Source organism: Bordetella ansorpii (assembly GCF_900078315.1).
GTDB lineage: Bacteria > Pseudomonadota > Gammaproteobacteria > Burkholderiales > Burkholderiaceae_B > Bordetella > Bordetella ansorpii.
Window position 1 is genome coordinate 60802 of the sequence record NZ_FKBS01000014.1, and the last position, 24568, is coordinate 85369.

The 24568-nt window shown below is 66.5% G+C and carries 22 protein-coding genes; 10 read left to right on the forward strand and 12 right to left on the reverse strand.

Annotation, left to right across the window (positions count from 1 at the left end; translation table 11 throughout):
- Nucleotides 1-49 precede the first annotated feature (49 nt).
- Nucleotides 50-1630 carry a hydantoinase B/oxoprolinase family protein gene (locus A7W11_RS07910; protein WP_066410480.1) on the reverse strand — a complete coding sequence of 527 codons (1581 nt, stop codon included), beginning with the start codon at nt 1628-1630 and terminating at the stop codon, nt 50-52.
- The gene (locus A7W11_RS07915) at nt 1627-3648 is read right to left on the reverse strand and encodes a hydantoinase/oxoprolinase family protein (RefSeq protein ID WP_162270254.1); all 2022 of its coding nucleotides are present in this window, start codon (nt 3646-3648) and stop codon (nt 1627-1629) included. The genes A7W11_RS07910 and A7W11_RS07915 overlap by 4 nt, the downstream gene beginning before the upstream one ends.
- A gap of 137 nt (nt 3649-3785) precedes the next feature.
- Here A7W11_RS07915 and A7W11_RS07920 point away from each other — a divergent pair, with 137 nt between their 5' ends.
- The 3 genes from A7W11_RS07920 to A7W11_RS07930 all read left to right on the forward strand — a co-directional run bounded on the left by A7W11_RS07920 (nt 3786) and on the right by A7W11_RS07930 (nt 6354).
- Nucleotides 3786-5090: an aminotransferase class III-fold pyridoxal phosphate-dependent enzyme gene (locus tag A7W11_RS07920; protein ID WP_066410482.1), complete on the forward strand. Its 1305-nt coding sequence runs from the start codon at nt 3786-3788 to the stop codon at nt 5088-5090.
- Nucleotides 5091-5132: 42 nt separating this feature from the next.
- On the forward strand, nt 5133-5498 hold the full coding sequence (locus tag A7W11_RS07925) for a nuclear transport factor 2 family protein (protein WP_066410483.1): 366 nt from the start codon (nt 5133-5135) through the stop codon (nt 5496-5498).
- Nucleotides 5499-5571: 73 nt separating this feature from the next.
- The gene (locus tag A7W11_RS07930; protein ID WP_066410484.1) at nt 5572-6354 is read left to right on the forward strand and encodes an IclR family transcriptional regulator; all 783 of its coding nucleotides are present in this window, start codon (nt 5572-5574) and stop codon (nt 6352-6354) included.
- Nucleotides 6355-6584: 230 nt separating this feature from the next.
- Here the strand turns inward: A7W11_RS07930 and A7W11_RS07935 are convergent, their stop codons facing one another.
- From A7W11_RS07935 to A7W11_RS07950, 4 genes are all read right to left on the reverse strand, one after another.
- Nucleotides 6585-6989 (reverse strand): RidA family protein, encoded by a 405-nt coding sequence (locus A7W11_RS07935; protein ID WP_066410485.1) that lies wholly within the window; start codon nt 6987-6989, stop codon nt 6585-6587.
- Nucleotides 6990-7164: 175 nt separating this feature from the next.
- Nucleotides 7165-9312 (reverse strand): LamG-like jellyroll fold domain-containing protein, encoded by a 2148-nt coding sequence (locus A7W11_RS07940; RefSeq protein ID WP_066410486.1) that lies wholly within the window; start codon nt 9310-9312, stop codon nt 7165-7167.
- A gap of 202 nt (nt 9313-9514) precedes the next feature.
- On the reverse strand, nt 9515-10315 hold the full coding sequence (locus A7W11_RS07945; RefSeq protein ID WP_066410487.1) for an MHYT domain-containing protein: 801 nt from the start codon (nt 10313-10315) through the stop codon (nt 9515-9517).
- 345 nt (nt 10316-10660) lie between these two features.
- Nucleotides 10661-11590, reverse strand: coding sequence for a LysR family transcriptional regulator (locus A7W11_RS07950; protein WP_066410488.1), 930 nt, complete (start codon nt 11588-11590; stop codon nt 10661-10663).
- Nucleotides 11591-11744: 154 nt separating this feature from the next.
- On the opposite strand from A7W11_RS07950, the gene A7W11_RS07955 reads away from it, so the two are divergent.
- Together A7W11_RS07955 and A7W11_RS07960 are read left to right on the forward strand one after the other, a co-directional pair.
- Nucleotides 11745-13130 carry an L-serine ammonia-lyase gene (locus A7W11_RS07955; RefSeq protein WP_066410489.1) on the forward strand — a complete coding sequence of 462 codons (1386 nt, stop codon included), beginning with the start codon at nt 11745-11747 and terminating at the stop codon, nt 13128-13130.
- Between the two features lie 179 nt (nt 13131-13309).
- A complete protein-coding gene (locus tag A7W11_RS07960; protein WP_066410490.1) occupies nt 13310-14293 on the forward strand; it encodes a hypothetical protein in 984 nt (327 codons plus the stop codon).
- Nucleotides 14294-14405: 112 nt separating this feature from the next.
- On the opposite strand, the gene A7W11_RS07965 is transcribed toward A7W11_RS07960, so the two are convergent.
- The 3 genes from A7W11_RS07965 to A7W11_RS07975 form a co-directional block, all read right to left on the reverse strand.
- A complete protein-coding gene (locus A7W11_RS07965) occupies nt 14406-15386 on the reverse strand; it encodes a Bug family tripartite tricarboxylate transporter substrate binding protein (protein ID WP_066410491.1) in 981 nt (326 codons plus the stop codon).
- 64 nt (nt 15387-15450) lie between these two features.
- The gene (locus A7W11_RS07970; RefSeq protein ID WP_066410492.1) at nt 15451-15948 is read right to left on the reverse strand and encodes a DUF3237 domain-containing protein; all 498 of its coding nucleotides are present in this window, start codon (nt 15946-15948) and stop codon (nt 15451-15453) included.
- Entirely contained in the window at nt 15945-17210 is a 1266-nt protein-coding gene (locus A7W11_RS07975; protein WP_066410493.1) for a flavin-dependent oxidoreductase, read from the reverse strand. The genes A7W11_RS07970 and A7W11_RS07975 overlap by 4 nt, the downstream gene beginning before the upstream one ends.
- A gap of 158 nt (nt 17211-17368) precedes the next feature.
- Between A7W11_RS07975 and A7W11_RS07980 the strand changes: the two genes are divergently transcribed.
- From A7W11_RS07980 to A7W11_RS07990, 3 genes are all read left to right on the forward strand, one after another.
- Nucleotides 17369-17860 carry a MarR family winged helix-turn-helix transcriptional regulator gene (locus A7W11_RS07980; protein WP_066410494.1) on the forward strand — a complete coding sequence of 164 codons (492 nt, stop codon included), beginning with the start codon at nt 17369-17371 and terminating at the stop codon, nt 17858-17860.
- A gap of 261 nt (nt 17861-18121) precedes the next feature.
- The gene (locus A7W11_RS07985) at nt 18122-18433 is read left to right on the forward strand and encodes a DUF4258 domain-containing protein (RefSeq protein WP_235816829.1); all 312 of its coding nucleotides are present in this window, start codon (nt 18122-18124) and stop codon (nt 18431-18433) included.
- A gap of 14 nt (nt 18434-18447) precedes the next feature.
- Nucleotides 18448-18879 carry a helix-turn-helix domain-containing protein gene (locus tag A7W11_RS07990; RefSeq protein WP_066413632.1) on the forward strand — a complete coding sequence of 144 codons (432 nt, stop codon included), beginning with the start codon at nt 18448-18450 and terminating at the stop codon, nt 18877-18879.
- Nucleotide 18880: 1 nt separating this feature from the next.
- On the opposite strand, the gene A7W11_RS07995 is transcribed toward A7W11_RS07990, so the two are convergent.
- Complete coding sequence (locus tag A7W11_RS07995) at nt 18881-19789, reverse strand: LysR family transcriptional regulator (RefSeq protein ID WP_066410496.1); 909 nt, start codon at nt 19787-19789, stop codon at nt 18881-18883.
- Nucleotides 19790-19880: 91 nt separating this feature from the next.
- On the opposite strand from A7W11_RS07995, the gene A7W11_RS08000 reads away from it, so the two are divergent.
- Entirely contained in the window at nt 19881-20978 is a 1098-nt protein-coding gene (locus A7W11_RS08000) for a mandelate racemase/muconate lactonizing enzyme family protein (RefSeq protein ID WP_066410497.1), read from the forward strand.
- A 37-nt stretch (nt 20979-21015) separates the two neighbouring features.
- Nucleotides 21016-22005, forward strand: coding sequence for a Bug family tripartite tricarboxylate transporter substrate binding protein (locus tag A7W11_RS08005; protein WP_066410498.1), 990 nt, complete (start codon nt 21016-21018; stop codon nt 22003-22005).
- Nucleotides 22006-22069: 64 nt separating this feature from the next.
- Here A7W11_RS08005 and A7W11_RS08010 read toward each other — a convergent pair whose 3' ends face one another.
- Both A7W11_RS08010 and A7W11_RS08015 read right to left on the reverse strand, forming a co-directional pair.
- Complete coding sequence (locus A7W11_RS08010) at nt 22070-23044, reverse strand: Bug family tripartite tricarboxylate transporter substrate binding protein (protein WP_066410499.1); 975 nt, start codon at nt 23042-23044, stop codon at nt 22070-22072.
- 204 nt (nt 23045-23248) lie between these two features.
- Complete coding sequence (locus A7W11_RS08015) at nt 23249-24391, reverse strand: L-talarate/galactarate dehydratase (protein ID WP_066410500.1); 1143 nt, start codon at nt 24389-24391, stop codon at nt 23249-23251.
- Between the last annotated feature and the right edge of the window lie 177 nt (nt 24392-24568).

Genomic DNA, 24568 nt, shown 5'->3' on the forward strand with positions numbered 1-24568 from the left:
AATTCGCGCTTGTTCACTGTTATTCCCCTTGCTATTTATGAGTGCGCCGCTATGCGGTCGCCGTGCCGTAGCCGCCACCGCCGCAGGTCTCGACCATCACGAGATCTCCGGTGTTGACGATCACATTCTGCTTGCCTCGCAGCGCCTCGGTCGTGCCGGACGCCCTGGACAATGTGACTTGGAACAAGGCGCCAGGTTCACCGCCGAACAGGCCGTATGGCGGCACCACGCCTCGTTCGTACATGGTGGTCAGCGACACCTTGTCCTGCAGGATCCGGTAGTGGCGCACCAGGCCGTCGCCGCCCTGGTGGCGTCCCTTGCCGCCGGATCCCCGGCGCACGCCCTGCACTTCGACCCGGAAAGGATATTCGCTCTCCACGACTTCGGCAGGGGTGTTCATCACGTTGGCCAGGTGGCAGCGCACCGCCGCCATGCCGTCGCGGTCAGCGCGGGCGCCTTCGCCGCCGCCATGCACTTCATAGAAGGTGGACCACGAGCCATCGGCCTTTTGTGCGCCGAAGATCAGCAGGCCGGCGGTGGTGGGGCCGCCCGCGGTCAGCAAGGGACCGGCCACGGGCTCGAAGGCACGGAACACCGCGTCGCAGACGCGCTGGCTGGTTTCGTGGTTGCCGCCCACCACCGGCACCATGCGCCCTGGCTGGAAAATGGAGCCCACGCGCGTGATGACCTCGACCGGGCGATAGCAGCCGGCCGACGGTTGGATGTCGGGGCCGAACAACGCCTTCATCACATAGAACACGCCCGCGCTGGCGATGACCGGGGTGGTGTTCAAGGGGCCGGACACCGCATCGCCCGACTCGGAGAAGTCGAAGATGGCGGTCTCGTCCTCGATGGTCACGGTCACGCGCACGGGCACCGGCGCCCCGCCGTGTCCATCGTCGTCCATGAAGTCTTCGCCGCGGTAGACGCCGTTGGGAATGGCGCGGATCGCGTCGCGCATCTGGCGTTCGGCACGGTCGTGGATGGCCGCGAACGAGGCTTGCAGGAACGGCGTGCCGTAGGTCTTGACCAGTTCGCCCAGGCGGCGCGCGGCCACCGTGGTGGCGGAGATCTGCGCCAGGATGTCGCCACGCCGTTCGTCAGCGCCGCGCACGTTGGCCAGGATGAACTGCATCTTCTCCTCGTCGATGGCGTCGCCGGCCACCAGGCGCACCGGTGGAATGCGCAGGCCTTCCTGCCAGCTGTCGGTGGCGGCCGCGTAGTAGCTGCCGGGCGCGGCGCCGCCGATGTCGGCCCAGTGGGCCAGCGAGATCGCGAAGGCATACAGCGTGTCGCCGTCGAACACCGGCCGGATCAGCTTGACGTCGGGCAGGTGGTTGCCGCCGATCTCGGGCAGGTTGAGGATCCACACGTCGCCCGGACGCAAGGTCTCGCGGCCCACGTGCTGCAGGAACTCCTTCACGGTGAAGGACAGCACGCCCAGGTGCACCGGCACGTCCTTGCCCTGGGCCACCAGATAGCCCTGGCCGTCGGTCAGCGCGGACGAATGGTCGCCCGCTTCACGCAGCAGCGGCGAGCGCGCGGCACGCATGACCACGCTGGACATTTCCTCGGCGATGGCCGTCAGGCCATTGCGGATCACTTCAAGAGAGACAGGATCGAGTTTCATTGGGGCAGTTCCACTTCGATGTGCAGGTTGCCGTGCGGATCGGCCCAAAGTACGTCCTGCGGGGGCACGATGACCGTCGACCAATCGTCTTCGATCACCAGCGGGCCTTGCTGGCGAATTTCGGTGGGCAGGTCGCCGCGACGCAGGACCGGGGTGTCGGCGCTGACGCCGTTCTCGAACGTGACCCGGCGATGGGCCACGGGCTGCGCGCGGTCCGTCGTGGCGGGCAGCGACGCCGGCCCTGACTGCCGCACGGGGGCCGAGACTTCGGTACGCACAGTGACCAACTCCCAGGGCTCCTGGGTCGCGTAGCCATAGAGCTGTTCGTGCGCTTGCGTGAACTGCCGGCCCAGCGCCGCCACGTCGTCGAAGGCGGCGTCCAGGATGGAAATTTCCGAGGACTGGCCCGAATAGCGGATGCCGGCCGTGCGCGTCACCACCAGATCGGCGCGGGCATGTCCGGCATTGACCAGCGGCAGGGCCAGTTCTTCGGCTTCCGCCGCCAGCAGGCTGGCCAGGCGGTCGGTGTCCCAGGCGGTCGAGCGCATGTCCATAGTGAACTGGCGCGAGAAATTCATGGTGGCGTCCACGCAGCCCAGCGCCGAGAAGCCCGAGGAGAACATCGGCACGATGATCTTGCGGATGCCGCACAGACGCGCCACTTCGGCCGCGTGCATGGGGCCGGCGCCACCGAAGGCCACCAGGTCGAAGTCGCGGATGTCGACGCCGCGTTCGACCGTGGCGCGCCGCAGGCAGCGCGCCATGGTGGCGTGCACGACGCGGGCGATACCCAGGGCCGCGTCCACGGTGGGGAAGTCCAGGCCGCGGGCCAGTTCGGCGATGGCCGCTTCGGCCTGATCGGGTGCGATGCGTACCGAGCCCCCCAGCGTGCGATCCGGATTCAGGTAGCCCAACAGCACGTCGCTGTCGGCCACGGTGGGCAGCTCGCCGCCCTTGCCGTAGCATGCCGGGCCGGGCGAGGAGCCCGCCGATTGCGGGCCGACCTCCAGCGCGCCCGACACCAACCGGGCGATGGAGCCGCCGCCCGCGCCGATCGAATCGACCGCGACCATGGGCAGGCGCACCTTCTGGCCGCCCAGGTCGCGGTTGGCGGCGATGTCGGCGTGGCCGTCCACGATCAGGCAGACGTCGGTGGTGGTGCCGCCCATGTCGAAGGTCAGCGCATTGCGCATGCCCAGGTCGCGCGCCAACTGGCAGGTGGCCGCCACGCCCGCGGCCGGGCCCGACATGGCCAGCATCAGGGGACGTTCCTGGATCAGCGCCGGCGTGGCCATGCCGCTGGCCGAATGCATCATGTAGATGCGGCTGCCTTGCGGTTTGCGTTCCTCGATCTTGCCCAGATGGCTCTTGATCTTGGCCAGCATCATCGCGTTGAGCACGGTGGACGACATGCGTTCGAACTCGCGGATCTCGGGCGAAATCTCGTGGCTGAGCGACACGTAGGGAAAGACCGCGCGCAGCCGGTGGCCCAGCGCGATCTCGTGCGCGGGATTGCGAAACGCGTGCATCAGGCAGACCGCGACGGTGTCCACGCCGCTGGCCTGGATCTGGGCAATGACGCGGTCTATCTGTTCGCCCTGCAAGGCGGTGTGCACCGAGGCATCGGCCAGGATGCGCTCGTCCACGTCGAAGCGCAGCTCGCGCGGCACCAGCGGCCGCACCTTGGGTTCCAGGTCCAGGCGATAGAGATAGCGGCGCGACAGGCGGCCGACCTCGATGGTGTCCGCGTAGCCCTGGGTGGTGATCAGCGCGCAGGGCCGGAATTTGTTCTCGACGATGTCGTTGGTGACGATGGTCGTGCCGTGGACGATCTCCTGGACCTCGTCCCAGTCCAGCCCGACCGCGGCGATGGACTCGACGATGGCCTGGACGGGCAGGTGCGGCTTGGACGGAACCTTGGCGGACCGACGCTGGACGCCGTCCGGCGAGACCGCCACCACGTCGGTGAAGGTGCCGCCGATGTCGATCCCCAGGCGCCAGCCGGATTGCAAAAGCACGGGTGCGTTCATATGAGTTATTTCCGAAATACGGAAAAAAATTCCGAATAAAAGAATCTATTATCGAATTATTGGACTAAACTACGTTTTTTCGCAACCTACGGTTTTCCATAACCCCGACGACGGAGTCGCACGCCATGTCGAGTCTTCTTGCCACGACGCTCACCACCAATGAGGCCGAGCCGGTCTTCGTCACGGGTGGGCAGGGCTGCTGGTATCACTTGTCCAACGGCCGCAAGGTGCTGGACGGATCGAACAGCGCGGGCGCGCTGGGCCACTGTCATCCCGACATGGTGGCGGCCACGCAACGCGCCGCCGCCCATCCCACGGTGTCCGAAGGCTGGGCCTGGAAGGGCCGCGAGCAGGCCGCGCAGGATCTGCTGGAGATGGCGTTCGGCGCCGAGCAGTCCTGGGTGGGCGCCGTGCGTTTCGGCCTGTCGGGCTCCGAGATCAACGACATGGCGTTGTCGCTGGGTCAGGCCCTGACCGGCCGCGCGCCGATCGCCACGCGCGAGCGGGCCTATCACGGGCTGACCGGCCTGTCGCGTGCCGTCACCACGCAGCCGCAGTGGCATGGCGGCCTGTCGCGCGCCGATGGGCGCCTGGCGCCCGTGCCGGCGGGGGCCGACGTGCGGGTGTTGTCCGCCCCGATCGAGTCGCGGCACGGCACGCGCGTGGCCGATCTGCCGCAGATGTCCGAAGACCAGATGGCGCAGGCGCTGGACGGTGTGTCGTCCGTGGTCATCGACTACACCCAGGGCGGCATCTATCACGATGCGGCCTATCAGGATCAGGTGGCGCGCGCCGCGCGCCGGGCCGGCGCCTTGTGGATCGCCGACGAAGTGGTCACCGGCGCCGGGCGTTCGGGCCGCTGGTTTGCCTTCCAGGGTGGACAGAGCCGGCCGGACATGGTCACGATGGGCAAGGCCCTGGCCGGCGGCATCGGCCCGATCGGCGCGGTGGTGCTGTCCCAGGACCTGTGTGCCGAGTTGAAGGGTGCGGCCTGGCAGAACTATTCGACGTTCCGTGGCCACCCCACCGCGATGGAAGGCGTCAGCGCCTATCTGCGCACGCTGGTGCGCGACCGCCTGCTGGACCGCGTGGCCGCGCTCGAACCGCGCATCGCCGCACGCCTGATCGAGTTGGCGCAGCGCCATCCCTGCGTGGCGCGCGTGGACGGACGGGGCCTGCATTGGACCGTCGAGTTCCATGGCAATCACTGGAAACACTGGACCGCCGCCACCGCGTACACGCCGATTGCTTCGCATGCCGTGAAGGCCGCGCTGGAGGCGGGCGTCGTGTTCGGCACCTCGGGCGAGGAAACCTCGTTGTTCATCGCGCCGGCGCTGATCATTTCCGATGCCGAACTCGATCTACTGTTCCAGGCGCTGGACCATGCATTGAGCGCGGCCGATCGCATCCATGCGCAGCAGGCCGGCTGAGCGCGTTGGCCCCTATTTGTCGTCTAACCAGGAGTTTGAAAAATGGATGAGCTTTCTTCAGTCAAGGCCGTGGTCCAGGCATACTTCGATGCCCTGTACGATGGCGACGCCGAGGCGTTCGGGCGGATCTTCCACCCGGACTGCCGGCTGTACACCATCGCCGACGGCGGCGTCATGAGCCTGGATTACGACGCCTACCTGAAGCGGGTCGCCGGCCGTCCGTCGCCGCGCTCGCGCGGTGACGAACGCATCGACGAAATCCTGGCGGTCGAAGTGTCGGCGCCCACGCTGGCGCATGCGCGCGTGCGCGATTGCTACCTGCCGGGCCGGTATATTAGCGAGCTGACGTTCCTGAAGGTGGACGGCGCCTGGCGCATCGTCGCCAAGGTGTGGCACGCGTTCTTCTGATCGCATCATGAAAACGGACGCGCCGCCACTGGACCGGTTCGTCCGGGCATAGACACTTAACGGAGACATTTTTTTGACGCAGACCGTGCAACAAGACGCGGCCAGCGCGGATGACAGTCCGCTGGGCCGGGCCTTCCGTGTCATCGAATTGCTGGCGTCGCATCCCGAAGGCCTGACCTTGTCGGAGGTCGCCCGGGAGAGCGGCCTGGTGGTAACCACCGCGCATCGCCAACTGGCGTCGTTGATCGCTTGCGGCGTCGTGCGCAAGACGCAGAGCAAGTCCTTCGTGGCGGGCGAGGCCCTGTGGCGCATTGCCTCGCTGATGACCAACGGCGCCGACATCGTCCAGCGCGCCGCCGCCATCCTGACGGAGTTGGCCGACCGCTTCGGCGAGACCGCCTTTCTGGCCCGGCTCAATGGCCACGACGTCGAGATCATGACGACCTGCACGCCCACCGCCGTGGGCAAGGCCTATGCGCAGCCCGGCCGCGGCATGCCGCTGTACGCGGCGGCCTCGGGCAAGGTGTTGCTGGCGCAGCAGGACGAAGCCTTCATCGAGGAATACCTGAAGCTGCCGCGCAATTCGTTCACGTCGCGCACGCTGATCGATGCCGCCGACATCCGCGCCGAGATCGACCGCGTCCGGCAGCGCCGCCTGGCGATCTGCGAGAACGAGTTCGATCCGGGCATCCTCAGTTATGCCGCGCCCGTGGTCGATCCGCGCACGGGCAGCGTGTACGCGATCGCCATCTTCGGCATGGCCGAGCGCTTCGGCGCCATCCCGGGGGCCCAGGTCGAGGCGCAGGTGCTGTATGCCGCGCAGCGTCTGGCCACGGCACTGGGCACGCCCGACTGACGGGGCGAAGCGGCGCCAGCCGTGCGTCGCTTGCTCAAGCGTGGCATGGCTGGCTGGACAGGGTGGGCTAGAACGTGCCGCGCAAGGTCAGCGTGGCGTTGCGGGGGTCGCCGTAGAAACTTCCCCAACCGGGCGCGCCGATGGTCTGGTAGTACGTCTTGTCGAACAGATTGTTCAGGTGGCGCGCGGGACAGGTGCCCCGCGCTGGCGTGTTCTTCCGTGCCGGGCCTTTACGCCGCCGTGGCTTGCGGCAGCGCCGCGATCACCTTGATCTCGAACTGGAAGCCAGACAGCCACGTGACGCCCACGGCGGTCGCGGTGGGATACGGCGCCTGGCCCCAATACTCGGCGGCCACGGCCCAGGCGCGCTCGAAATGCGTGTCGGGGTCCACCATGAACACCGTCACGTCGATGACGTCGTCGAAGGTGCAGCCGGCTTCGGCCAGGATGGCGTTGAGATTCTGGAAGGCCAGGCGCACCTGATCGTCGAGGTTCGGCTCGGGCGTGCCATCGGCGCGGCTGCCGACCTGGCCCGAGACGAACAGCAGGCCGTTGGCGCGGATCGCGGGAGAGTAGCGGTGCCGCTCGTACAAGGCGTGACGGTTGGGCGGGAAGACGGCGTCGCGGGGAGTCATGGGGCATTCCTGGTAAGTGGTTGGAGACGTTGCCACTTTAGGATTCCGCCGGCCAGGGATAAACCCGCCGTTCGCACAAGCACTGTTTGCATGGACCAAACAATGAAAGCGCCTCCAAGGAAAACGGGCAGCACAAGGTGCCGCCCGCCTGGTCCACGCTAGCCGGAAACCGCGATCAGGCTCGGCGTGCCGTCAGCCACTTGTCCGAGGTCAGCGGCTCTGCCGCGATACGCACTTCGCCGATCTGGCCGAAGAAGCCGTCGGTGCGCTCGCCGTCCCAGTTGCCCGCGCCGACCACCCACGGCATCGTCGCGCCGGCCGACGCCAGGCCGGTGGCGTTGCCCGAATTGCGCAGCACCGGCGCGCCTTCGATGTACATGATGCTTTCCTGCGTGGCCGGGTCGGCCACCACCGCGATGTGCACCCAGCTGTCGGCGATGATCTCGCCCGACCAGCTGGCTTGCGGCGCGCGTGTGCCGCTCTGCGCCGTCACCACTTCCCACTGAATCTCGCGCAGGCTGGATACCGCGAACAGCAGCGGCGGGGATTCCGGATCGCCGCCGGAGAAGCCGGCCACGTTGCCGCGCTGGCCATCGCGCGTCAGGATGTTCATCCACGCGTGCTTGTTCGAGGCCCAATCCTTGTCGATCTTGACGAAGGCCTCCACGGTGTAGCCCGATGTGGCGAATTCCATCGCGTTGATCGTTGCGCTGGTCTCGGTCAGGAAGTAGCTGACCCGGCCCGCGCTCTTGTCGGTGTTCAGGAAGCGCACCGAACCCGGGGCGGCCGACAGGCGGTGGCGGTCATCGGACCAGACAACGTCATCCAGTTGCGCAGTGGTGACGCCTGTCTCCGAGTTCAGCGTCGCGCGGTGGATCGGGTTGGCGCCGGTTTCATCGGCGATCACGTGGCCGGCCGCCACGGGCTGGCCCGCAGTGCCGCCGGCAAAGCGCCAGTGGGCCACGGTCGAGGCGACGTGGGCATAGTCGTCGCTGTCGGCGGGGGCCTTCTGCTCGGCCACTTCCGGTTCGGTATAGCCGTTCAGGATGAGCGCGGTGGCCTGTTCGATGATCGAGGTCCGGTCGGCCTCGGCTGCCTTGAATGCCTTGTTGAAGCCCGAGAAACGCTCGGCGAAATTCATGTCGATGCTGAAGCGTTCGTTGGCGCTGGTCAGCACGGCTTGGTCGAATTGGTTCAGCGTGCTGGCGGGCTTCTGCACCACCCACGGCGAGAACGACAGCACGTCGATCTTGTTATTGGTCAGGTCGAACTCGTACAGGCGCATCAGGCCGTTGCCGCCCTGATAGGCCATCTGATAGTCCACGACCATCTCTTCGACGTTGTGGCCGAAGTCGTTCACCTTCGTCAGGTGGGCGGCGCCGTGATGGTGGCCGTTGAGCGTCATGAAGATCTGATCGTTGTCACGGATCAGCTTTTCCCACAGCATCAGGCCGTACTCGGTCTCGAGCGGGCTGAGACCGTCCTTGTCGATGTTCAGCAACTGATGGTTGACCAGGATGACGGGCAGCGTCGGGTTCTCAGAGATGACACGGCGGGCCCAGGCGATGCCGGCGTCCGAGATACGCCACGACAGCGACAGCACCATGAACTTCTGCCCTTCGGCTTCGAACACGTGGTATTCGTGAAAGCCGCTGGTGTCGCGGGCGCCGAAGGTGGATTGCCAGCCGGCGCGCGCCGCGCCGAACCATTGCAGATAGGGCTCGTTGGCCAGCGTGCGCTGGGCATCGGTGCCGCTCAGTTGGCTGTTCTCGTCCACGTAGCCCAGGTCGGAGAGCACGTCGTGGTTGCCGGCCAGCACCGAGTACGGCACCTTGGCCGTCTCCAGCACGCGCATGGCCTGGTCGGCTACCTTCCACTGATCCGGCTTGCCCACCTGGTCCACCACGTCGCCCAGGTGGGCCACGAAGGAAATACCCAGATCGCGGGCGTTCTGCGTGATCCAGTAGGTCTGGGCCATGAAGGGTTCGCTGCCGAACTTGCGGCTGTACTGGGTGTTCTCGTCCAGCGTGGCGTAGCGCGAATAGAACTGGGTGTCGGGAAGCACGGCCAGGGAGAAGCGCGAGGCCAGGCCGGGATCCGGCTGTTCGGGCGCGGGTGTCGTGCCGCCGCCATCGGCGGGTGCGTCATCGTCATCATCGTGATCGCTGCCGCAACCGCTCAGCACCAGGGAGCCGCCCAGCGGCAGGAAGCCCGCGGCCAGGCTGGTGCGCAGCAGACGGCGGCGGGACGCATCGGCGACCGGCGTGACGTCGGAGATCTCAGCGGACGGCTGGGGGGTGGTGGGGGGGGCTTTGTACGACATGAGGCTACACAAGGGGGGATGGAGCTGGCATTTAAAGGCCCGAATATTTCTCCCTCATGAAGGCGAATGAGAATCGCTAGTCTCTAGCGTCGCCGCCGGTCCAGAGCGTTTGGAGGAATTGCCATCACGGATGCCTGCCTGGACAAGGGGGCATCGATGATCTTGACGCCAGCCAGAACGTGCCTGTCTGGATATCGCGGTCTCAGCGCACTGGCGCGCGTCCGTCGTTGAGCAGCACATCCATGCGGTTCGCCAGCCGGCGTTGGTACTTCTGGTAGCTGCGGTACAACTGCCAGCGCATCGCGATCAGGACAAGAATGGCGCCGATGAAGGCCGCATAAGGCAGCGACAGCCCGCCCACGCGCAGGCCGCCTTCACCGTCCACCGCGCTGGTGCAGACCACCATGGCGGCGGCCACGCCGGTGTAGTGCATGCCGCATACCGCAATGGCCATCAATCCTGCCGCCAGGATGCGCTGCCATTCGCGGTGCACGTTGAAGGCCAGCCAGACCGCCGCCGTGGCGGCCAGCACCGCGATGACGACCGACAGCACGACCAGTCCGACGTTCCATTGGAAGAACGCCGGCATGCGCATGGCGCTGACGCCGATGTAGTGCATGGCCGCCACGGCAAGGCCCGCGAGCAGGCCCGCCACCGAACAGCGGAGCAGCGAGAACGGCCGCCGGCCCACATACCAGAACGCCACGCCGGAAAATGCGATGGCGACCAGGGCGCTGAATAGCGTGGGAATCAGCGCGTACTCCACGTCGAACGGCAGGTTCTGGGCCTGCATGCCGATGAAATGCATGCCCCATATGCCGATGCCGCCCATGGAGACGGCGCCGATCACGGCATAGCCGCGCCAGGATTCACCTTCTCGAACGCTGTCGCGGATGCGCGCGGCGGCGCTCAGGGCGACGTAGGAACCGAGCAGCGCGATCACGAAAGACAGCATCAGCAGGCCGTCTTGGAACGACAGGGGAACGATGTCACCGGGTTTCATGGTGGCTCCGGATTAAACGAGATGTCCGCTTGAACCGAGCGCTTGCGCTGCTGATCGCGATCGATGAAAGCTAAGGAAAACAAAGGGCGCCGGACGGGGACGATGTTGGTGTTTCAGGTGCTTTCCCAGTCTTATCTATTAACATTTATTTGGCATTAGGGTTTTTACTTATATTCATGTTAATGCGACAAAAGCAATGAAACGGATATTCGATAATCAACGATTATTGCAGTACGGTGCCACCAATAAATCGAATCCTATCTCCGGCGCATCCCTTTCGAGCGTGTCCGGCGGCGGGATGTCGCAGAGCACGCGGACGCCGCCGCCTATTGCCTTCTGCCCGGCCTATCCCTTGCCTTGATTCGTCGAGATCCGCGCGATCGCGCCGGCTGCGCTCTGTTTCAAGCTCTCCAGGCAGGCCTGGATCGCCGGGTGATCGCGCTCTCCTTTCCGGTACGCCAGCAGGATCTTGCGCTGTATCTCGGGCCGCATCTTCATTGCCTTGATTCCTGGCAGCAGCTTGGCCATCCGCATCCCGGAAGCGATCGACACCGAGCACCCCGAGGCCACCATCGCCGCCACCATCTCGAACCCCGTGCAATGCGCATTGATCCGGGGCTCGAAGCCGGCCCGCCGGCACAGGTTACCGATGAATTCGCCGAACGAGCTGTAGGTCGAATCCAGCGCCCAGGACTCATTCCGAAGATCCGCCACGCGCAGAAAGGGGCGTTGCGCCAGCGGATGTCCCGCTGGCACCAGGATATGCATCGCATCCTGTGCCAGCGGCAGCAACTCGTACGCGTCATGCCGCCCGCTCGGATCGGCCGCCAGGTCGTCGATGATCGCCACGTCCGTGTGCCATGCGCCCAGCGCCGACAAACCCTCCTGCGGCTCCATTTCCTGGACGACCACGTTCAGGCGCGGATGCGCCTGGCGCAACGCCTGCACCGCGTTGGCCAGCACCGCCACGGCCACCGACGGAAACGCCGCCACGCGCAATTCACCTGCGATGTCGTGGCGCAACTGGGCCAGTTCGGAACGGGCTTCGTCCATGATGCCCATGATGCGCTCGGCATGGCGCACCAGGGCTTCGCCGGCGGGCGTCAACGCCACCCCTCTGCCACGGCGCTCGGTCAGTGTCGTATCCAGTTCCAGCTCGAACTGCGCGATTTGCTGCGAGATGGCCGACGGGCTGAGATGCAGCGATTCCGCCGCCGCGGCCATCGTGCCGCAGCGCGCCAGTTCGCGCAGGGTAAGCAAGCGGTTCAGATCCATGCCCGCATCTTCCGGAAATTAAACAGTTTTTCTAACTAATATCGTTAATTTAAATCAGTAGACATCACGATAGGCGGTTTCTACCATGCGCGTATACGCCCGTGCCGCAAGGACGGCACGGCAGTGTCAGACGCATCGGTAAGGAAGCAAGGCCATGGCAGTCAGCGTGTTCGACTTGTTCAAGATCGGGATCGGCCCCTCCAGCTCGCATACGGTGGGGCCGATGCGTGCCGCGCGGTTGTTCACCCGCGCGCTGGATACGCACGCGGAAATGCCCGGCGTGGCCCGTGTGCGCGTGGGCCTGCATGGCTCGCTGGGCGCCACGGGCAAGGGCCATGGCAGCGACACCGCCGTGCTGCTGGGCCTGGCCGGACACGATCCGGACACGGTGGACGTCGAACGGGTGCCCGCCCTGCTGCAAGCCATGCGCAGCGCGCGGTCGATCCGTCTGGGCGGCACGCATTCCGTCGCGTTCGACGAGAAGCGCGATCTGCTGTTCTACCGCAAGGCGCTGCCCTTTCATGCCAACGGCATGCGCTTCGAGGCTTTCGATGCTGAGGGCGAGCTGTTGCGCGAGGCCGTCTACTACTCGGTCGGCGGCGGCTTCGTGGTCAGCGATGCGGTGGCCGCCGACGGCCAGAAGCAGAAGATCATCGCACCCGACGTCACGGTGCTGCCCCTGGCCTTCCGCAACGGCGACGAGCTGCTGCAATTGACGCGCCTGCATGGCTTGAGCATCGCGGGCCTGATGCGCCGCAACGAGCAGCACTGGCGCAATGACGACGAGATCGACACCGGCCTGCTGAAGATCTGGGGCGTGATGCAGGCCTGCGTGCAGCGCGGCAGCCAGGCGCAAGGCGTGCTGCCGGGCGGTTTCAAGGTGAAGCGCCGGGCGGCCGACCTGGCCCGGCGGCTGGGCGCTTTCTCGCAACACCCCGACGACCCGCTGCGCGTGCTGGACTGGGTGAACCTGTGGGCGATGGCGGTGAACGAAGAGAACGCCGCCGGTGGCCGCGTGGTGACGGCGCCCACCAACGGCGCGGCCGGCATCATCCCGGCCGTGCTGCACTACTACACGCACGCCATCGAGAGCGCCAATGAAAGCGGTGTCATCGATTTCCTGCTGACGGCGGGCGCCATCGGCATCCTGTACAAGGAGAACGCGTCGATCAGCGGCGCGGAGGTCGGTTGCCAGGGCGAGGTCGGCGTGGCCTGTTCGATGGCTGCTGGCGCGCTTTGCGCCGTGCTGGGCGGCACACCGGCCCAGGTCGAGAATGCGGCGGAGATCGGCATGGAGCATCATCTGGGCCTGACGTGCGACCCCGTGGGCGGCCTGGTGCAGATTCCGTGCATCGAGCGCAATGCCATCGCATCGGTGAAGGCGATCAACGCCGCGCGCATGGCGCTGCATGGCGACGGCTCGCATCACGTCAGCCTGGACAAGGTGATCAAGACCATGCGCGAGACGGGCGCGGACATGCTGACGAAGTACAAGGAAACCGCGCGCGGCGGTCTGGCGGTGAACATCGTCGAGTGCTGACAGGACCGTCGGGGACGGCAAAGCGAGTGCCTGCCCCATCGTTGCAAAACGCCCATCCGTTGAACACCTGCCCCTGCCCGGTTTAAGTAATCCGCAAGCCGGCCGTAGGTGCTGAATAGCTCGTGTCCGTCAATCAGCGGCGCGCATGGCCGGTCAACGTAATCGGGATGGAGCCACATATGGCGTCGGACTTGTCGATCAAGAAGAACGCATTCAATTCGGCGGCGCAGTCTTCGGGAAAGGAGGCCGGCGCCGGCAAGGGGGCGGCCTCGGCTGCGGCGCAAGGCCAGGAGGCAGAGTCGGAACAGGCGTCCTCGCGCGTCACGCTCAGCGACGACGCGCTGAAGAAAATACTCGATTACGGCCAGGCCGTGTCCCGCATGGCGACGGAGACGGTGGCGTCGAAGAAAGACCTGGCCAGGGCGCGTATCGAGGAAATCAAAAAGCGCATCGCCATGCTGAAGAAAATGCTGGCGATGATGGGGCCGGCAGCCGCCAAGAGTGTGCTGCGCGAAATCCGCCAGTTGGCCGGCCAGTTGTCGGCCGCGGCGGAAACGCTGAAGGAAGGCTCGGGCGGCATGCCCTCGGCGACAACGGGTATGGGCATGATGCCGGCGTCGGTGGCAACGGCGGCGTCAACGTCGGGTGGCGAAGCGGCAACGGGCGCGGCGCTGGCCAGCGCGGGCGGCGAGCAAACGGATGCCCGTGGCGGCGCACCGAGCCAGAGCGCGCAGGCGGCCGCGGCCTATGCGAAGGTAAGTGCGGACACGCGGGCGGCTGCCGATACGGCCGCGCAGCAGGCATCCGGCGAGGACGATGCCGGGGACGCCGAGGCGCAGGCGTCGGAACCCGCCGGATCCGACGCCGCAGACGAGGGTGTTGCCCTGGCCAACCGGGGCAACGCCACGGACGCGGCAAGCCTGCACCGGGCGCAAGCCCGCCAGCGCGAGGAAGATGCCAAGACACTGCGCGAAGTGCTCCGCGAGCTGAAGGCGCTGCTGGCCACGGCCAGGCAGATGATCGAGCGCGGCGATGAAGAGGCGCGCAAGGATGCGGCGGCCTCCGAAGAAATGATCGAGGACGCGGCCAGGTCGACGGAAGCGATCGCCCTGGGCGGCGTTGCCGTCATGCCCGGCGTGGGCATTGCGGCGCCGGCGGTCTGAGGAAAGGCGGGCTCTCGCTGGCCCGCAGGTGCGCTGCGCCCGGCCTTCGACATACGGGGCTTCAGTCGGCGGCCCGGCATCCTGATGGGTCGGGCATCCATCGCGTCCCCGTTCAGTTCGCCTTGAACCCCGTCGCCTTGACCACTTCCGACCAGCGCCTCGTCTCCTGTTCCATCAACTGACGCATCGCGGCGCGGTCGCCGCCCACCACGACGAAGCCGGCTTCGTTCAGCATGCGTGCGGCGGCGGGCTCGCGCAGGGCCGCCGCGCTGTCGGCCTGCAGCTTGTCCAGCACCCCCGCGGGCGTGCCGGCGGGCGCCAGCAGCGCGAACCATGCGCTGAAGTCCACGGCAGGCAGGCCCTTTTCGGCAAAGGTCGGCACGTCGGGCAAGGCGCCCGAGCGGCGCGTGCCCGTGGTGGCCAGCGCGCGCATCTTGCCGCCTTGTATCTGCGAGGCGGCCAGGGCCGTGGTGACGAAGGCTGCCTGCACGGTGCCCGAACCCACCGCCGTCATGGCGTCGCCCGTCGAGCGGTAGTGCACGGGTTCGATGCGCAGCCCTGCTTCGCGCGCGAACAGTTCGGCGCCGAAGTGTCCCGGCGTGCCCGCGCCGAAGGTGGCGAAGTTGATGCGGTCGCTGGCCTGCTTGCCCGCCGCCACGAAACCGGCCAGGTCGGAGTACGGCGCGTTGGCCGGCACCACCAGCACGAAGTCGGCGCGCACCACTTCCGAGATGGGCGCGAAGTCGCGTTCGGGCTGGTAGTTGAGATTGGCATAGGTGGCCGGGGCGATGCTGATGGAGCCGACCTCGCCCAGCAGCAGCGTCTGGCCATCGGCGGGCGCGCGCGCCACGGCCTGCGCGGCGATCTGCCCGCCCGCGCCCACCTTGTTCTCGACCACCACGCTTTCACCCAGGCGCGTGCCCAGGTGCTGCGCCAGCGTGCGGGCCACGATGTCCGGGCCGGTGCCTGGCGGAAAGCCCACGTTCAGTCGCACGGGACCTTGCGGATACGACGCCGCGCCCGCCACCAGCGGCAGGCACAGCGACACGGATGAAATCAGGCCGCCCAGCAGGCGGCGCAGCGATGCGGACATGGTTGTCTCCTCGAACGTTCGTCGTTCTTGTTGGTGAGTGCGGGGTCATGCGTTGCCGGGGCCGTTAGCCCAGGCGAAAGAACACCAGTTCGACGCGATCGGGATAGCGCGCGCCGGTGCCCACGAACAGGCTGTCGTTCAGCCATGCCAGGCTGGGCTCGGCCGTCTCGAAGCGCGGATAGCTGCGGAAATAGATGCGTGCCGGATCCATCGGCTGGCCGTTCACCAGCCGGGCGATGTCCTCTGCCGAGCCGGTGCGGATGCCCGTGTTCTCGACGTAGACGCGGTGGCCCTCGTCGGTCTCGATGACGTAGCGCGCGTGGATGTCGGTGAAGGTGGGACTGCGGATCAACTGGAAGTCCGCGCCGCCCGGCAGGATGCGGCCGCGCAGCCGCGCGCCCTGCACGGTGCCGCCCGTGATGGGGATCAGTCGGCGCTTGCCCTGCGGGGTGTCGCCGACTTCCTGTGGGGGATCGACCAGCACCACCACGGTGGCCAGGTGTTCCAGCGTGGGCATCTGGCCGGCGTAGACGAAGCCGCTCGCTTGGCTCTGCGCGCTCATGTGCGCTGCTCCCGGCTGGCGCGCAGCGCGGCGGGATCGAAGCCGGCCAGGCGTTTGTAGCGCAGCGATACGGCCTGCAGTTCTTCCTGGCGGATCACGTCGTTGACGTGCGCGTAGCCTTGCGGCGCGCGTTCTTCGGCCAGTTGCATCACCTGTTCGGGGCCGTTCAGGCGATTGCGCAGCACGATGCCCGCGGTGGGAGGCAGCCGCAGCGCCTCGTATTCCAGCAGGGCGGTTTCCAGGGAACGCAGCACGCCGGATTGCGCCTGCGCGAGGCAATCGGCCAGGCAGCGCGCGTCCAGGATGGCCTGCGCCGAACCGTTCGAGCCGATGGGGTACATGGGGTGAGCGGCATCGCCCAGCAGGGTCAGGCGGCCATTGGTCCAGCGTGGCAGCGGATCGCGGTCGACCAGCGGGAATTCGTAGATGGCCTCGGCGCCCGCGATGACGGCGGGGATGTCGATCCAGCTCCAGCGCCAGTCGGCGAAGCGGTCGGCGAACACCGATTTGTCGACGCGGCGGTTCCAGTCCGTGGCGGGCAGCGTGCCGTCGGGGATGGCCAGTTCGGCGATCCAGTTGATGCGCGAGCGGCCGGCCCGGCGCAGCGGCTCCGAGATGGGATAGCAGACGAACTTCTGGTCCTGGTGGCCCGCCATGAACATGGTGCGGCCGTCCAGGTACGGGTCGGCCTCCGTGACGGCGCGCCACAGCATGCGGCCCGAGAAGCGGAACACGTCGCCTGCGGGATGCATCTGCCGGCGCAAGGCCGAATGAATGCCATCGGCGCCGATCAGCGCGTCCGCGTGAACCATTTTCGTGGCCAGGCAGTCGCGCTGGCGCAGCACGGCGACGGCCTGGCCGCTGTCGTTGCGCGCGCTCTCCAGCGGCATGCCGGTGACCAGGGCCTGCGGTCCCAGGCGCTCGATCACGGCCTCGGCCAGCAGCATCTGGAACTCGCCGCGATGCACGGAGTACTGCGGCACCGGGTAGCCCGCGGCCAGGCCGCGCGGTTCCTGCCAGATGGGCTGGCCGTGCTTGTTGTAGTAGTGCAGCGCGGTGGTCTCGATGGCGCGTTCGCGCACGGCGTCGGCCAGGCCGAGCTGCTCCAGTTCGTCGACCGCGTGCGGCAACAGGTTGATGCCCACGCCCAGGGGGCGCAGTTCCTGGGCGCTTTCGTAAATGCGGCAGGCTATGCCGCGCTGGTGCAGCATCAGCGCGAGCGTCAGCCCACCGATGCCCGCGCCGGCAATGGCGATGTGCATGTGTCTTCTCCAAGTCCCGATGATGGATCGGGGCATATTCTATTTGTTATGCATCATAACTAAATGCCGGTACCCGGGTGGCCGGGGTTTTCCCGCAAATCGCTGGCGTGCCGAGCGCTTACGGGTTAGGGTAGACGCCTGATTTCAGCGACTTTTCCATGGCCAGTACCTCTTCCCTGCAGGCTCGCAGACCCGCCGCGCGCGGCGAACATTTCGAACCGCACGTGCCCGGCGTACGCTACGGCGCGCTGGACGATCTGGTGGGTTACGCCATCCGCCGGGCGCAGATATCCATCTACGAGGATTTCCTCGCGGCGCTGGAGCCGTGGGACATCACCCCCCAGCGATTTTCAGCGTTGACGCTGATCGTCGAGAACGAAGGGATGAAGCTGACCGAGGTGGCGCGTGCGTTGGGCATCGCGCGGTCGGGCGCGGTGCAGATCGTGGATCAGTTGCAGGCGCTGGGATATGTCGAGCGGCGCGATGCCGAGACAGACAAGCGCGCCTATGCCCTTGGGGCCACACCGGCGGGCCAGCGCGCGCTGGCCGAGATCACCGAGGCGGTGCGGGCGCATGACCAGCGGGTCAGCGCGAAACTGACGGCCGCGCAACGGCGGCAGTTGATCGAGTTGCTGGGCAAGCTGGGATAGGCGGTTAGTCCGTATCCGCGACAAGGTTGTGAACAGGCTTCAGCCCAGGCACAGATAGTTGGTCAATTTTCCAAGCACCTCTATCCTCATCCTGAGTCTGGCCGAGGCCGGCATCACCTGGCGGTGAGCGTACTCGCATTGGTAGAGGAATGGCAGGCCCATCGATCGGCAACTTGTGTTGTCGGTAATGTGGTCTGCTTTTCGTGCAGGGTGTCGGAGGACGTCTTCACTAAATCTTTGTAACCCATAATAATTATGGGTATGATCGACCCGACTCCGCTCAGGCTCAACGACGTCAACATGCTCAGGGTCATCCGCGGGATGGCGGAAAAGACCGAAAAGGTGTTTATCACCAGGCATGCAAAAGCTCGTATGCGAGAGCGTCGCATAACGTCTGCCCAGGTCTACGCCTGTTTGCGTCACGGCAATATCAGTGAATCCGCTCATGTGGATATCAGCGGAGATTGGAAGTGCACATTGATGCATCGCCATGCGGGTGATGAGGTGCACGTCGCAGCAGCACTGCGAAGAAACGAGAATGGAGATTGGATCGCGGTCGTCACCGTGTTCTGATCGAGGTGATGGCCATGTACCACTACACCGAGTCGGGACTCCAGAATGTATGGCTGCTGAACGGCTATACGATCCGGGAGTTCGATGGCGAGGACGCCGTGTCGATCACCGATGCAGATGAACTGCATCGCGTCATTGGTCGAGCGCTTGCCTGCAAGCCCTTCCTGACAGGAACTGAACTTCGCTTCTTGCGCAAGGAGCTTGGGCTGTCTCAGAAGCGTCTGGGCGACATGCTTGGATCCACGGAGCAGACCGTATCGCTCTGGGAGCGAAAGGGAAAAATGCCGAAGGGGTTGGACCGGATCGTACGGGCCCTTTATCTCGAGCATCTGGACGGCAATGTGAAGATCCAGGCCATGATCGAACGCCTGATCGAGCTGGATTTCCACGATGAAGAACGACTGGTCTTCGAGGACACCACGTCCGGCTGGAAGAAAGCCGCTTGATCTACGCGGCGCCCCGTCCCAGGCGCTTCGCGGCTTCCTTCATCAAGGCATCCCGCAGGCATTCCCCGGGCTCGCTCATCGCCCGATCCCGGGCCCACACCAGCGCCAATACCGGATCATCCAGCCTGACCAGTTGCCGGGTCACCAAGCCTTGCCTGCTCGCGTAGTGGGCGCCCAGGCTTTCGACGATGGCGATACCCAGCCCTTCGGCCACCAGCGCGCAGGCGGCCGATGATTGCGACGCTTCCGTCAGCGGACGATAGGGCAGCCCCTGCGCAAGAATCGCCTGGCGCGTGGCGCGGCCCGCGGGCAGCGCGGTGGATAGCAGGATGGGCTCTGACGCCACGACGTCAGCCAGCTTCAATCGCTTCTTCGACGCCCAAGGATGCGAGGGGTGCAGCACCGCGTGCAGCGCAAGGGGCGCCAGCGTCATGGTGGCGACCCGCTGGCTGTCCGTGGGCGACCCCACGATGATGCCCAGGTCGATCCGGTGATCGACGGCCATTTCGATGATCTCCAGTGCCGAACCGGCGCGCATCGTGATGGCGACGGCGGGATGCGTGCGCCGCATGTGCGTGAGCGCGGGCGGCAACAGGCTGGAGGCCGCGATGGCCACGACGCCGATGACCAGGCGCGACATGGCGCCGTGGCGGATGTCCCCCGCCACACGGTCCGCACTTTCCAGCGCGGTCAGTGCGTTGAGCACTTCGGGAATCAGCGCCCTGGCTTGGCTGGTCATGCGCAGCCGCCGGCCCTCGCGGCTGAACAGCGCGAATCCCAGCCGGACGTCCATGTCGCGCAGCATGGCGCTGGCCGCGGGTTGCGACATGCCTATCGTGGCAGCCGCGGCGGTCACCGTGCCCTCGCGGTACATGGCGCGCAGCAGAGTCAGTTCACGGCGGCTGAACATATGTTTTTCAGATGAAATCAGTCGATATATCTATTTGATTATATGGATGGGCGTGAACAGAATGCATGGGTTTCTTTCCCGCAGGCTGTCCATGTCCACGAACACCATTTCCTCGGTCACGTGCATTCCCATGCGTTTGCCGTTCCACCACTGGAGTCCCTCTCCACTGTTTGCGGGCCGTCCGCGTGACAAGCTCGACAGCGCGCTGGTGCGCGTGCAGACGAAGGACGGCACGGTGGCCTGGGGCGAGTCGTATTGCGTCGAGCCGCGCGCCTTGACGGCGATCTTCGAATCGTTGATCGAACCGCTGGCCGTGGGCAAGGACGCGGATGATGCGGCCCTGCTGCCGGGCATGCAGCGCGCGCTGCACAATCTGGGCCGCTCAGGCCCGGTGGTGCACGCGCTGGCAGGGCTGGACATCGCGTTGTGGGACTTGCGCGCCAAGCGCGCGGGGGCACCTTTGTATGCCCTGCTGGGCGGCAAGCAGCGCGATTCGGTCCGTGTCTATGCGTCGCTGCTGCAGTACTACGGGCATCCGGGCCGGCTGGAGGAAGTGACCGCGAGGGCGTTGGGCGAGGGCTACGCCGAGATCAAGCTGCATGAGCGCACCGCCGATGCGCTGGGTGTGGTCAGGCGCACGGCGGGGATTGGCGTGCCGATCATGGTGGACACCAACTGCGCCTGGCTGCCCGACGAAGCGCCGCAGGCCATCGGCGAAATGGCGCAGTACGACCCCTTCTGGATCGAAGAGCCGCTTTGGCCGCCGGAAGCGCATGGCGTGTTGGCGGCGCTGAAGGCGCGAACGCCCATCCCGTTGGCGGTGGGCGAGAACGCGGCCAGCGCCCATGCCTTGCAGGAGCTGGCCGAGTCCGAAAGCGTCGATTACATACAGCCCAGCGTGATCAAGCTGGGGCTGACGGCCACGTGGGATCTGGCTCGGCGGTGTGGCGCTTCCCGCGTCCGGTGCGCGCCGCAGGTGGCGTTCTTCGGACCCGGCTATCTTGCCAGCCTGCACCTGATCGCCGCGCAGCATGCGGAAGTCTCGTTGGAGCGTCTGTATGTCGAGTTGGCGCACGTGCCGTATGGGGACAGCGTGCCGATACGCAACGGCCGTGTCGAGATTCCAGACGCCCCTGGGTTGGGGGCGGATCCCGAGACGGATCTGGCCGAAGGCCGGTACAGCCGCTGACGCAATCACGAAGAACACCTAAAAAACTGGAGACGACATGAACCTCACGCGACGCAACCTCCTGGCCCGAGCCTCCGCCCTGATGGCATTGAACGCGCTGGGCTGGCCCTTGCCCGGACGGGCGGCCTCTTATCCCGACAAGCCCGTGCGGCTGGTGGTGCCCTATCCGCCCGGCGCGGCCACCGACAACCTGGGCCGCATGGCGGCGGAGGTCTATGGCAAGGCCCTGGGGCAGACTTTCATCGTGGAAAACCGTGGAGGCGGTGGCACCACCATCGGCACGCGATCGGTCGCCACCGCCGCGCCGGATGGCTACACCATCGGCATCGTCGATTCGACGTTCACGATCAATCCCGGCCTGCTGGGCAGCAGGCTGCCGTACGACACGCTGAAGGATTTCGCTCCGATCACGCTGCTGGCCACGGCGCCTTTCGTGATGGTGGTGCATCCGTCGGTGCCCGCGAAGGATCTTGCCGCCTTCGTCGCCTTGGCCAAGGCCCAGCCCGGCACCTTGTCGTTCGGCTCGGCCGGCGTAGGCAGCGCGCCTCATCTGGCGGGCGAGCAATTGAAGCAGCAGGCCGGCATCGACCTGCTGCACGTGCCTTATCGTGGCGGCGGCACGGTCTTCACGGATCTGCTGGGCGGACAGGTGAAGTTTGCCTTCGGTACGGTGCCGACGCTGATCGAGCACATCAAGGGTGGGCGCGTCCGCGCGCTCGCGGTGACGACGCCGGCGCGCGTTGCCCAGTTGCCCGATGTGCCGACCTTTGCCGAGGCAGGATTGCCCGGCGTGGACATCACGCCCCTGTTCGGCCTGATTGCGCCGGCAGGGATGCCAGCGGATATCGTCGGGCGCTTGGCCGACACGTTGGACGTCGCCGTGCGCAAGGGCGAGCTTGGCGGGAAGCTGACTAGCCTGGGCTTTCGCCCCGTGGGCAGCGGGCCGGCCGCGTTCGATCAGCGTATCCGCGCGGACGTGGCCAAATGGACGCGCCTGATCGAGCAGGCGGGCATCCGCGCCGAATAGGATCGACGCGGATGCGTGAGGCAAGCCACCGCGGCTGGCAAAGGCCGCGGCGGCGCCTCTAACGTCAATTCGCCGTGATCTGCCCCACCTCGATCACCTTCTTCCAGCGCGCGTACTCTGCCGCCTGGAACTTGGTGAACTCGGCCGGCGTGTTACCCACGATCTCGAAGCCCAGTTCCAGCAGCTTCGGTTTCACCGACGGGTCGTTCAGGCTGTCGACGATGCCTCGGCGCAGCTTGTCGCGGATGTCGGTGGGAATGCCCTTGGGCGCGGCGAAGGCCTGCCACGAGGTCACCGTCACGCCCTTGAAGCCCAGTTCTTCCATCGTGGGCACGTCGGGCAGCAGCGGCGAGCGCTTGGCGCTGGTCACGGCCAGGGCGCGCAGCTTGCCCGATTGCACGTGCGTCAGGCAGGTGTTGATGTTGCTGAAGCTGGCATCCACCTGGCCGCCGATCAGGTCGATGATGGCCGGCGCGCCGCCCTTGTACGGCACGTGCGTACCCTTGGTGCCGGTCTCCTGCCAGAACAGTTCGGCCGTCAGGTGGTCCGACGTGCCGTTGCCGGCCGACGCGAAGGTCAGACCGTTCTTGCCCTTGAGCGCGGCCAGGACGTCCTGCACCGAATTCAGCTTCGAATTGGCGTTGACCACCAGCACGTTCGGCGCCTGCACGGCGACGGTGATGTAGTCGAAGTCCTTCAGCGCGTCGTAGCCGGTGTCCTTGACCAGGTGCGGGCCGATCACGAAGGGCCCCAGCGATGAAACCAGGATGGTGTTGCCGTCCGGCGCGGCGCGCTTGGCCTGCGCCGTGCCCACGGTGCCGCCGGCGCCCGGACGGTTTTCGGTGACGAAGGTGCCGCCCAGTTTCTCCTGCAACTTGGCGCCGACGGTGCGGGAAATCAGGTCGGTGGAGCCGCCCGGCGGGAAGGGAACCAGGAAGGTGACGGGCTTGGTGGGCCAGGAGGCGTTCTGGGCCAGGACGGGCAGCGCCGTCGTGGCGGCGGCCAGGCCCAATGCGAGGGTGCTCAGCAGGCGTTTCATCTGTCTCTCCATTCTTGTGCGTCATGGCGTCTATGCGCCGGTTCTGCGGGATGGCGGCAAGGCTGCCGCCCGGTTCATGGACCGGCCGCGACAACGCCCCGAGGGCGTGTCCGCGCTCGGGGCGTTGTGGGCCGGTACCGGAAAAGCGCCTTCATGCCGCGCCTTCGGCGCTCGCCTGGGTGCGGCATGCCGGCAATGAAGCGGTCACGCGCGCTTGCCGATCTCGACCTGCTCGCGGGTCCAACTGCGGGCCTGCTCGCTCAGCGACATGCCCAGGCCGGGGCGCGAGGGCACCAGCATGCGGCCGTCGCGGATTTCCAGGCGCTCGTTGAACAGCGGCTCCAGCCAGTCGAAGTGTTCGACCCACGGCTCGGTCGGGTAGACCGCGGCCAGGTGCACGTGCAGTTCCATGGCGAAGTGCGGGGCCAGCATGCAACCGGCCTGCTCTGCCTGGCCCAGGATCTTCAGGAACGGCGTGATGCCGCCCACGCGCGGGGCGTCGGGCTGGATGAAGTCGGCGCCGCGATGGCGGATCAGGTCGAAGTGCTCGGCCGCGCTGGTCAGCATCTCGCCGGTGGCAATCGGCGTGTCGAAGGTGGCGGCCAGGGCGGCGTGGCCCTCGTGGTCGTAGGCGTCCAGGGGTTCTTCGATCCAGACCAGGTTGAACTGCTCGAAGGTGCGGCACATGCGTTGCGCGGCCGGACGGTTCCATTGCTGGTTGGCGTCGACCATCAGCGGCACGTCGTCGCCCAGGTGCTTGCGCACGGCTTCCACGCGCTTCAAGTCGTGCTGGTGATCGGGGTGGCCGACCTTCAGCTTGATGCCGCCGATGCCGCGTTCGCGCGAGGCGCTGGCGTTGACCAGCAGTTGGTCCAGCGGGGTGTGCAGGAAGCCGCCCGAGGTGTTGTAGCAGGCCACCGAGTCGCGGTAGGCGCCCAGCAGCTTGGCCAGCGGCAGGTTGGCGCGGCGCGCCTTCAGGTCGTACAGGGCCACGTCGAAGGCGGCGATGGCCTGGGTGGACAGCCCGCTGCGCCCGACCGAGGCGCCGGCCCAGCACAGCTTGGTCCACAGGCGGCCGATGTCGCTGGGATCCTCGCCGATCAGCGTGGGGGCGATCTCCTTGGCATGGGCGAACTGGCCGGGGCCGCCGGCGCGCTTGGAGTAGCTCAGGCCCAGGCCTTCGTCGCCGTTCTCGGTCTGCAGTTCGACGAACAGCATGGCGACTTCCGTCATCGGCTTCTGGCGGCCGGTGAAGACCTTGGCATCGCTGATGGGAGTGGCCAGAGGCAGGTAGCAGGAGGAGATCCGCATCCAGGCGATGCGATCGGCGGGGGAATCAGTGGTCATGACGGTGCGTCCAGGTTGTCTCCGTGGTCCTATCTGGGTGGATGGACAACGTTATCCATAATGGGTAAATAAAAAGGCCCCCACGCCGCGCCTTCGGCTTGCTGCCCCCAAGGGGGCTTTGCCTTGGGGCGGCCCGGCGACAAAAAACACCGGCCGGCCGTGATCGAAGGGAAAATC